9 protein-coding genes are annotated in these 8,840 nt (G+C 46.8%); 7 read left to right on the forward strand and 2 right to left on the reverse strand.

Translation table 11 applies throughout. The features are described from left to right. Positions 1-148: 148 nt before the first annotated feature. Positions 149-1,528 (forward strand): O-antigen ligase family protein, encoded by a 1,380-nt coding sequence (locus tag N2245_RS01950; RefSeq protein ID WP_494535045.1) that lies wholly within the window; start codon positions 149-151, stop codon positions 1,526-1,528. Here N2245_RS01950 and ispE read toward each other — a convergent pair. Further along, complete coding sequence (gene ispE, locus N2245_RS01955) at positions 1,494-2,390, reverse strand: 4-(cytidine 5'-diphospho)-2-C-methyl-D-erythritol kinase (protein WP_494535046.1); 897 nt, start codon at positions 2,388-2,390, stop codon at positions 1,494-1,496. The genes N2245_RS01950 and ispE overlap by 35 nt on opposite strands. Next, complete coding sequence (gene rsmA / locus N2245_RS01960) at positions 2,333-3,103, reverse strand: 16S rRNA (adenine(1518)-N(6)/adenine(1519)-N(6))-dimethyltransferase RsmA (protein WP_494535047.1); 771 nt, start codon at positions 3,101-3,103, stop codon at positions 2,333-2,335. Before rsmA ends, ispE begins: the two co-directional genes overlap by 58 nt. 229 nt (positions 3,104-3,332) lie before the next feature. On the opposite strand from rsmA, the gene N2245_RS01965 reads away from it, so the two are divergent. From N2245_RS01965 to N2245_RS01990, 6 genes are read left to right on the forward strand one after another with little or no spacing between them, the layout of a single operon-like run. After that, a complete protein-coding gene (locus N2245_RS01965) occupies positions 3,333-4,523 on the forward strand; it encodes a glycosyltransferase family 4 protein (protein ID WP_494535048.1) in 1,191 nt (396 codons plus the stop codon). Continuing rightward, positions 4,516-5,100, forward strand: a complete 585-nt coding sequence (locus N2245_RS01970; protein ID WP_494535049.1) for a CDP-alcohol phosphatidyltransferase family protein — start codon at positions 4,516-4,518, stop codon at positions 5,098-5,100. The genes N2245_RS01965 and N2245_RS01970 overlap by 8 nt, the downstream gene beginning before the upstream one ends. Positions 5,101-5,123: 23 nt before the next feature. Next, positions 5,124-6,077 carry a 2-phospho-L-lactate transferase gene (gene cofD / locus N2245_RS01975; protein WP_494535050.1) on the forward strand — a complete coding sequence of 318 codons (954 nt, stop codon included), beginning with the start codon at positions 5,124-5,126 and terminating at the stop codon, positions 6,075-6,077. A 5-nt stretch (positions 6,078-6,082) separates the two neighbouring features. Beyond that, entirely contained in the window at positions 6,083-6,766 is a 684-nt protein-coding gene (cofC, locus tag N2245_RS01980; RefSeq protein ID WP_494535051.1) for a 2-phospho-L-lactate guanylyltransferase, read from the forward strand. 5 nt (positions 6,767-6,771) lie between these two features. Beyond that, positions 6,772-7,533 carry a coenzyme F420-0:L-glutamate ligase gene (gene cofE, locus N2245_RS01985; RefSeq protein WP_494535052.1) on the forward strand — a complete coding sequence of 254 codons (762 nt, stop codon included), beginning with the start codon at positions 6,772-6,774 and terminating at the stop codon, positions 7,531-7,533. Between the two features lie 18 nt (positions 7,534-7,551). Further along, entirely contained in the window at positions 7,552-8,559 is a 1,008-nt protein-coding gene (locus N2245_RS01990) for a TIGR03557 family F420-dependent LLM class oxidoreductase (protein WP_494535053.1), read from the forward strand. The last annotated feature ends 281 nt before the right edge of the window (positions 8,560-8,840 follow it).

An 8,840-nucleotide genomic window follows, 5' to 3' on the forward strand; every position in this document is an offset into this window, starting at 1 on the left:
AGTGACGACTGTGATCTGCTCTATAAATTCAGGACTCTGTCATTGTATAGTTATTCTAATTGGGGAACAAATTATCCTTTGAAGGGATCAATAGAGGCAGAGGGAGGGTAATCTGAGGGGTTCAAGTACTCAGTATGAGCCTATAGGTTTGATAGCGAGCCCTAGCTATATACCTATGATAGCTTTGGGGTTAATAATAGTAGGTGTGTTTGCCTTCCTGCTTCTACCTGCTTTGCTGGCTGTGCCGATTTCTCTGTTATGCTTCCTGACAGTATGTGCAACGGTACCCTATATAGGCCTCGTGTGGGTGATGATCTCGGTGATATTTCACTTCCTAGTAAGGAAACATTTATTCTCTTTTGATGTATCGATAGCGGATGTTTCTCTATTAGGGGCCACCTTGGGAGTTATTGGTAGAGGATATTGGTATGGGTTGGTGGATGCACCTGAGCTATCTGTCATATTTGAGCGATTGAGACGCTCCCCTTATCTTATTCCTGCTCTAATACTGGTGGTAGAGGCTAGCTTCCATTTGATAAGGGCAGTGATGAATCCTGTCCCTGGGAGCAGCATAGTGGTTGCTTTGAGGGCATATACCCTGCTTGTTGAGCCCATATCTGTCTATATACTAGCATTGTTAAGCTTTAGGCATAGGCAGAACGTAACGTGGATACTAGATATGCTTTTACTGGCAGGACTGCTGGTGGCGTTAGGAGCGATCTATCAGGCCGGTAGAGACATTCTTGCTGGTGAGCTGTTCAGGACTAGAAGCTTTTTCAATCATCCAAACACCTTAGGGCTTTTTCTAAGCAGGATGATACCTTTCTATGTTGCCTTATGCCTGTTGATGAATGGACAGTGGTTGAGGAGGTTCCTGTATGGATCCGTGGTCGTGTTGATGGGGTTAGCATTACTGCTCTCGGGATCTCGTGGAGGCTTCCTTGGCGTGCTAGCTGCGCTGATTTTGTTAGCTGTAATCTTAAGGCGCTTCAGATGGCTTATGCCTGTGGGTGTGGGAGCTGTTGTGATTTTGCTGATCATGACTTTGGCTGGTGAGAGCAGGTTTGGAGCCCTACTTGATCTTGGGAGCGGATCAGCTGACACGCGATGGAGGATCTGGAGGGCAGCGATTGAGCAGATAATAGCGCATCCTCTTCTTGGTGTAGGAATAGGCAATGTGGCATGGCTGGTCAAGTACGTGCCTAGAGAAAGGTTGGTAGGGGCTGAAATCGTTGATGCTCATAACTTCCTGTTGGATTTCTGGTCAAAACTGGGAGCAGTAGGTTTGGGTTCATTGCTCGCGTTATTGCTCATTTTCTATCTCCTTGCGTGGGATAGCTACAAACATAAAGACGGATCGTACAGGGTGATAGCATTAGCGGCTATATGCTCAATGACTGCTGCTCTGGTACATGGATTGGTGGATGCTTTTTACTTTGGTGTGCCGATAGCTGTATTCTTTTGGTTCCTACTTGGGATAGTGGAAGTAACTGCTACAAATCCTGATATTCCCTCGCAACGGGAGTAGATCTTACCAGAAAAGATTGCCCATCTAGCTGTCGCAAGTCTTCTAGTAACTTTTTACCAACTTGGAATGACTCTACTATGGTATAGAGCGTTGGGCCGGCACCGCTCAGCACCCATGTCTGATGCGCGATCTCTTGAAGAGCATCATGTCGCTGTGCTAACTGTGGCCATACCCTGACAGCTGCAGGAAATAGAGAATTATATAGATCAGCATTGGTTATCTGCTGACCTGCCGCCATCTTGCGCGACAGTTGGACTGTGAAAGTACCATCAGTATATTCCCGTGGTTGAAGTGCGGCAAACACTCGCTGTGTCTTCCTTTCTAGCCTGAAAGGTGGTACGTGTAACAGAAAGTAGTATTCCCTTCTATATGGTATAGGGCTTATTTTATCTCCTCTATCTCTACCTACTGCTGTACCTCCGTATAGGAAAAATGGCACATCTGCTCCCAGGCTGTAGGCTATAGTGAGCAGTTGCTCGTGAGATAGTTGTAGATTGCACAGCTTGTTTACACCTTCGAGAGTTGAAGCAGCGTCGGAACTGCCACCTCCAAGACCTGCTCCTGAAGGAATGCTCTTGCGGAGAATGATATCTATGCCGCACTCCTTAGACTTCAAGAGCATCTTAGCTGCAGTATGGATAATGTTGTCTTCTCCTGTTGGAGCGTCTCCGTTTACAAGCAGTCTTATACATGAGGATTGATTGGGTTTCAATGTCAGCTCATCCCCAAGACTCACTGTTTGGAAGATGGTTGCTAGGTCGTGATAGCCGTCGGTCCTTCTTCCTAGTACCTCTAGGCAGAGGTTTATCTTACAGTAGGATAGGATTCGCATTCCATTAGTTGTCTGCAAATTCTTGCCCAATCCTCCAGCGTTAGTTGTTCTGCTCTGACATTATGGTCAATAGATGCTTTGTCCAAGAGAATAGCAATCTTACTCTTAGGTATGTTGAGGCCAGAAGACAATGAATTAAGCAAGCTTTTGCGCTTTTGTGCGAAGCCTGCAGATGCTATTCTGAAATATACATCTGATGGGATGTCGGGGAAAAGTGGATGTTCTCTTACTCTCAGTCTAAGTACGGCAGAATCGACCTCCGGAGGAGGAATAAAAGCGGTGCGCCGGACTAATGTCACCATCTCCGGAATAGAGTAATACTGTACAGATATCGCTAACAGGCTCATCTTAGGAGGTGTGGCTGTTATTCTATCAGCGACCTCTTTCTGAACCATTATGATCACAAGAGAAGGCCTGGGCTGGATCTCCAGAAATCTTCTGATGGCGTGGGAAGTAATATAGTAAGGGAGATTACCTATAATCTTATAGTTCTTCTCTATCCCACATAATTCGGCTACTAACTGAGGGTGCTCTATCTCAAGTATATTCCCCTGCACTATGTGTATGTTGGGGTACTGAGCCAATTCCTGCTTGAGAATTTGCACAAGGATTTCATCAAGCTCTATTGCCACTACGCATCTAGCGGCCGCTAGATGGTGAGTTAGTACGCCGGTGCCAGGACCAATCTCAAGGATAGTATCTTGCGGTGTGATCTCTGAGGCTTGCAAGATGGTCCTAAGCACTTTTGGACTTATCAAAAAGTTCTGACCAAGGCCCTTTTTAGGGTGTAGTCCGTACTTCTTCAATATGAGTCTGGGATCGTGAAAGTTATTGTTCACGGAGTGGGATTATAGCAGTCGCGTTGATCGTGAACAAATCTGTTATCCTTGATGAGCGATATTAGCTCAAAAACTTGTATAGTATTGGCAGCATAATAGACAAGATGGGAGAGGGTTAGCACAACCTTAAACAATGAAGATAGCCTTAGTATCGCCTTATGACTTTGCTACATACGGTGGCGTGAATCAACATATACTCCACCTCAAGAGGGAGTTTCAGAAGCATGGTCATAAAGTGTCTATAATTGCACCGGTGTCGGACTCTGGTGTAGAACTGGATATACCGGATTTCTACGGCTTTGGGGGCGTAGTTCCGATAGCTTTGAATGGATCTGTTGCTAGGCTGAGTTTCTCGCTTGATCTGAGATGGAAGATAAAGCTGTTAATGGAGCGTGAGAGGTTTGATATCGTACATCTGCAGGAACCTTTGATACCTGCGCTCCCTCTTGTAGTACTGCAGTACTCTCGCTCCATCAATATTGGAACTTTTCATGCTTATGCTGAAAGTAGCTTAGGATATTTCTACGCTCGACCGGTGCTGCAGAGGTTCTTTAACAAGCTAGATGGTCTAATAGCTGTCTCAGAACCTGCCAAGGAATTTGCATCTCAGTATTTTGATGGGGAGTTTCATATAATACCCAATGGGGTGGATGTACAGACGTTTTCACGTCATGTGGCTCCTGTTAAGGAGCTTATGGATGGTAGACCGAATATTTTGTTCCTGGGCAGATTCGAAGAGGAGCGTAAGGGATTCAAGTACGCCCTAAAGGCTCTCAGATGGGTTAAATACTTCTTCCCAGATATAAGGCTAGTGGTAGCTGGGAAGGGGGATCCGGATAAATTCTGGTCACGTATTCAGAAATACCACATAGAAGATAATGTCAGGTTTGTAGGAGTAATATCCGATGAGGATAGGCCAGCCTACATGAGGAGTTGTAAGCTCCTAGTAGCTCCTAGTACGCACGGTGAGAGTCAGGGGCTGGTACTATTGGAAGCTATGGCGGCAGGTTTACCAGTAGTGGCTGGCAATATACCTGGGTATGCGAGCGTGGTAACTAATGGCCAGGAGGGCTTCCTTGTGCCTCCTGAGGATGAACACACACTGGCGCTGGCTATAGTGAGGTTATTGTCTGATGAGGCGTTGAGAAACCAGATGGGGCATGCGGGGCGGCGTAAAGCCAACGATTATAGCTGGCCAAAGATAGCCGCACAGCTGTTAGAATTTTATTCTCGCGTTAGAAGGGAGAAGATGAAAGAGGAGGCAAAGATTTCTGGCAGATCCAAGTTTGTGAGCATGGTTCTACGGAAGGTGAAAGGTGCTTAGTAGCTGGTTGGGTGATAGGGTGCGTGCATCAGCCCTGATCGTCGGTAAAGTAATTGCAAGGACAGGGGTCTCGCCCAACACCTTAACAGTATTCGGTCTGCTGCTAAATGTGTTGGTAGCGTTGTTACTGGCATGGGGATATTTCTTGCCCGGAGGGTTACTGGCACTCGTGGCTGGGAGCTTCGATATGCTCGATGGCGCTGTCGCTAGAAGCGCAAACAAGAGCTCAATATTTGGTGGTTTTTTGGATTCAACCTTGGATCGTTACTCAGAGGCCGTCATGCTTTTTGGCCTGCTGGTGTTCTATGTGCGCGATGGCAGCTCCATGAGCGCGATACTTCTGATCTATGCTACGATAGTAGGTAGCTTGATGATCAGTTATGCGCGAGCTAGAGCTGAGGCTGCAGGATTAAAGAATGAAGCCGGTATACTCGCGCGACCCGAAAGGGTGATATTGCTGTCCTTTTTCTTGATACTGGGCAAGCCAGTTTGGGCTTTATGGGTACTTGCAATAGGTACTAACCTAACAGCCTTGCAAAGGATATATCACGTCTACAGGATAACTAACAGGAAGTAATAGATCTGCTAGGAGAGTAAGGCATGATCGTGGCTCTGGCTGGAGGGGTTGGAGGTGCCAAACTGGCTCATGGTCTGGCTCTCAGTTTACCTCCTGAGGACCTCACGGTAGTGATAAATACCGCAGATGATTTTCGCCTTTATGGTTTGTATATATCTCCCGATATCGATACCGTAATGTATACCTTAGCAGGGATCGCTAATCCCCAAACTGGATGGGGAGTGCAGGGGGATACTACAAATGCTCTTGAGATGATAGCAAGATATGGCAGAGATACTTGGTTCCTAATAGGCGACAGGGACTTGGCTACTCATTTGATCAGAACAGAACTGCTTAGTAGTGGTAAAACAATTACTCAGGTAACCGGTGAGCTAGCGACTGCTCTGGGGGTTCGATCCAAATTACTGCCCATGTGTAATGAACCAGTATCGACGACAATCTTTGCTACTGATGGAAGAGTGCTTGAATTTCAAGAGTACTTTGTAAGATATAGGCACGAGCCTGAGGTAGCTAAGGTGGAGTTTGCTGGTATAGATCGTGCTCAAGCTACACAAGAGGTGCTATCGGCTATAAGGTCTGCGGAGTTGATAGTTTTCTGCCCCTCTAATCCTTTTGTGAGTATTGGACCAATTCTTAACGTTAGAGGTATTAGAGAGGCTATAGGTGCAAGTTCTGCGCCTAAGGTGGCTGTGAGTCCTATTGTAGGGGGTAGCGCTATCAAGGGACCTGCTGCGGATATGATGCGTTCTATGGGTTTTGACGTTTCCCCGCTGGGGATCGCTAAGTATTATAAAGGTATCGTGAATGGTATTGTTATAGATAATGTCGATGCTGATCTGGAAGAAAATGTGAGATCTCTTGGGTTATCAGTATTAGTGACCAATACGATAATGAATACCATAGAAGATCGCCAACGTTTGGCACAAGAGCTGTTAACATTTGGTAGTAGGCTAGTCTCGGAAGTTTCTGTAAGTTGAGCACTATGAACATAGCTGTACTTGTACCCGTAAAGAAGTTAGATAAAGCTAAGATGAGGATGGCGGATACTCTGGACAGAAGCCAGAGACGCCAGCTCATGATGGTCACCCTGCGTAGGGTATTATCTGCTTTGCAGAAAGCGCAGATTGGCGATGTTTATTTGGTAGCAAGCGATCCACAGGTTAGGGATATGGCCTGTGACTTGTGCGTCAAGTTCATCCCGGACCAGGGAGATGAGCTTAATCCTTCTCTGGAGTTGGCCAGGGGTGAGCTATGCCAGAACTATGATGCTCTGCTTGTTGTGTTTGGCGATCTTCCAATGATATCCGATAAGGATATAAAGACGATCGTCAGGTTGGGTTCAAGTAAACCCTCTTGTGTAATAGCGCCAGACAAGCGGAATGTGGGTACTAATGTGCTGTTTTTGCATCCGCCTTATCTTTTGCCTTTTACATTTGGGGGTAATAGTTATGAGCGTTTTCGCAGCAACTGTGAAAAGCTTGGAGTGCAGTTTTTAGTGTACCAATCTCAGAATACAGCCTTGGATCTGGACTATCCTCAAGACATACTAGACTTGGCGGCGCTGCGAGGTCACAAGATAAGCGGCTTAGAAGAGATCTTAGATCCTGGGGTTTTAGCACAGATCTCGCAGGTCACCAGTATGTCGGGAGCTAAGATGGGAGCTTAGATAAGTTGGATAAGCTAACCCCTTTGCAGATAATACCTGTTCCTGGTATTCCTGAGGTCCAGCCTGGCGATGACCTTGCTGAGATAATTTGGTCAACACTTAATCGGAACAACCTGGTCCTTCAAGAGGGGGACATCCTGGTAATTGCTCACAAAGTGGTTAGCAAATCCGAAGGACGTCTTGTGGACCTCCGATCGGTGGTGCCTTCAGATCTCGCAAGACGTTATGCTGAGCAGTACGGCAAAGACCCTCGACATGTAGAGGTTGTGCTTCGAGAGAGTAGCCGCATAGTGCGTATGGACAGAGGCATCATTATTTCTGAGACCAGGCATGGATTTGTGTGCGCTAATGCGGGCGTAGATGCTTCTAATGTCAGGGGGGAAGAGTGTGTATGCCTCCTACCCTTGGATCCGGATGCCTCAGCCAGATCTATAGGAAAGCGTTTAGAGGAGCGCACTGGCTTTCACTTACCAGTGATTATCACCGACTCCTTTGGTAGGCCTTGGAGAAGCGGTATAGTAAATGTAGCGATTGGTGTTTATGGCCTGTCCCCTGTTGCTGACTATAGGGGACAGGCAGACATATATGGTAGAGATCTAGTTGTAACTGTGATGGCAATAGCGGACGAGATAGCCGGTGCTGCAGAACTGGTAATGGGTAAGTTGAGCGCTGTGCCCGTAGCTATAGTTAGAGGATATCCTTACGAGCAAAGTGAGGGGTACGCAAGATCCCTAGTAATGCCCGCAGAGCGTGATCTATTCAGGTGATTCTTTAGGAGGTTGGTTATGGGAGTTATAGGCTACGCTGCGATGTTTGAGCAGTTTCATCCTACGGACCTACTGAAGTGGTGTCAGCTGGCCGAGGATGTGGGCTTTACCTCAGTGATGGCATCAGATCATTTTCATCCCTGGACTCCGCAGCAAGGCCAGAGTGCTTTTGTGTGGTCCTGGATGGGTGCTCTAGGTGCTCAGACTTCTCTAAGGTTTGGTACCGGAGTAACACCGCCAGGGTATAGATATCATCCTGCGATTGTTGCTCAAGCTGCTGCTACTTTAGAAGCTATGTTCCCTGGCAGGTTCTGGCTTGGATTGGGTGCGGGTGAGGCGCTGAACGAGCACATTGTGGCTGAGTACTGGCCTGAGCCGGCGACTCGTCTAGAGAAGCTGATGGAGTCGATCGAGGTGATCCAGAAACTGTTTACAGGTAAACCTGTGAAGTATCAAGGTAAACACATCAGAATGGAGACCGCCAAACTGTACACTCTGCCAGAAACTCCTCCCCCTATCTATGTGGCCACCTCTGGTCCTATTATGAGCGAGCGTACGGGACGCATGGTAGATGGTATCATCACCGTAGGTGCAGCAGATGAGAAGATCAAGATGCTGCTTGGCAGGTTCGAGAAGGGGGCTCGGGAAGCAGGCAAGGATCCATCCAAGATGCCTAAGATAATCCAGCTACACGTATCTTGGGCTGAGTCTCAAGAAGCTGCGATGGAACAGGCTATTAAGGAGTGGCCCAACGGGGGCATGAACTTCCCTAAGCAGGATATCCGTAATCCCGAAGACTTCGAGGCTATGGCCAAGCTAGTAAGACCTGAGAACTTCAAGGGCAGAGTACTAATATCAGCTGACTTGGAAGAACATCGAGAACATATACAACACTTTATTGATCTTGGGTTTAGTGAGGTCTACGTACATAATGTTGGTCGTAACCAAGAGCAGTTCATAAAGGAGTTCGGGAAAAGAGTTATTCCAAATCTACATTGGCCTGAGTATCAGGTAGTCCCATCTTAATATCACCCCTTGTTGCAGGTAAAGTCTGGGAATATTTACTATAAAATTGTCTACAGACTCCTCACAGAGTGAGGAGTCTTTTTGTATGTGCTAAAAGTGGTATGTATTACTGTATTGGTATAATGATCAGGCTCATTTACTTGTTCCTTAGCAAGGCTTAATTCCTTGGAGGTAGAGTGTCTAAAGACTCTAGGCAGTATACTCTCTCGAAGAGCCTCATCCTTGATCTAGCTATCATCACACTAGTAGTCCTAATATGCAGCCTGCCAGGTTTGTACTGG

The sequence above is a fragment of the Thermobaculum sp. T2p genome (genome assembly GCF_059335935.1).

Bases quoted from the DNA above. Each gene is read 5' to 3' on its own strand.
- N2245_RS01965 (WP_494535048.1), top strand. From the start codon at position 3,333: ATGAAGATAGCCTTAGTATCGCCTTATGACTTTGCTACATACGGTGGC.
- cofD (WP_494535050.1), top strand. From the start codon at position 5,124: ATGATCGTGGCTCTGGCTGGAGGGGTTGGAGGTGCCAAACTGGCTCAT.
- cofC (WP_494535051.1), top strand. From the start codon at position 6,083: ATGAACATAGCTGTACTTGTACCCGTAAAGAAGTTAGATAAAGCTAAG.
- N2245_RS01990 (WP_494535053.1), top strand. From the start codon at position 7,552: ATGGGAGTTATAGGCTACGCTGCGATGTTTGAGCAGTTTCATCCTACG.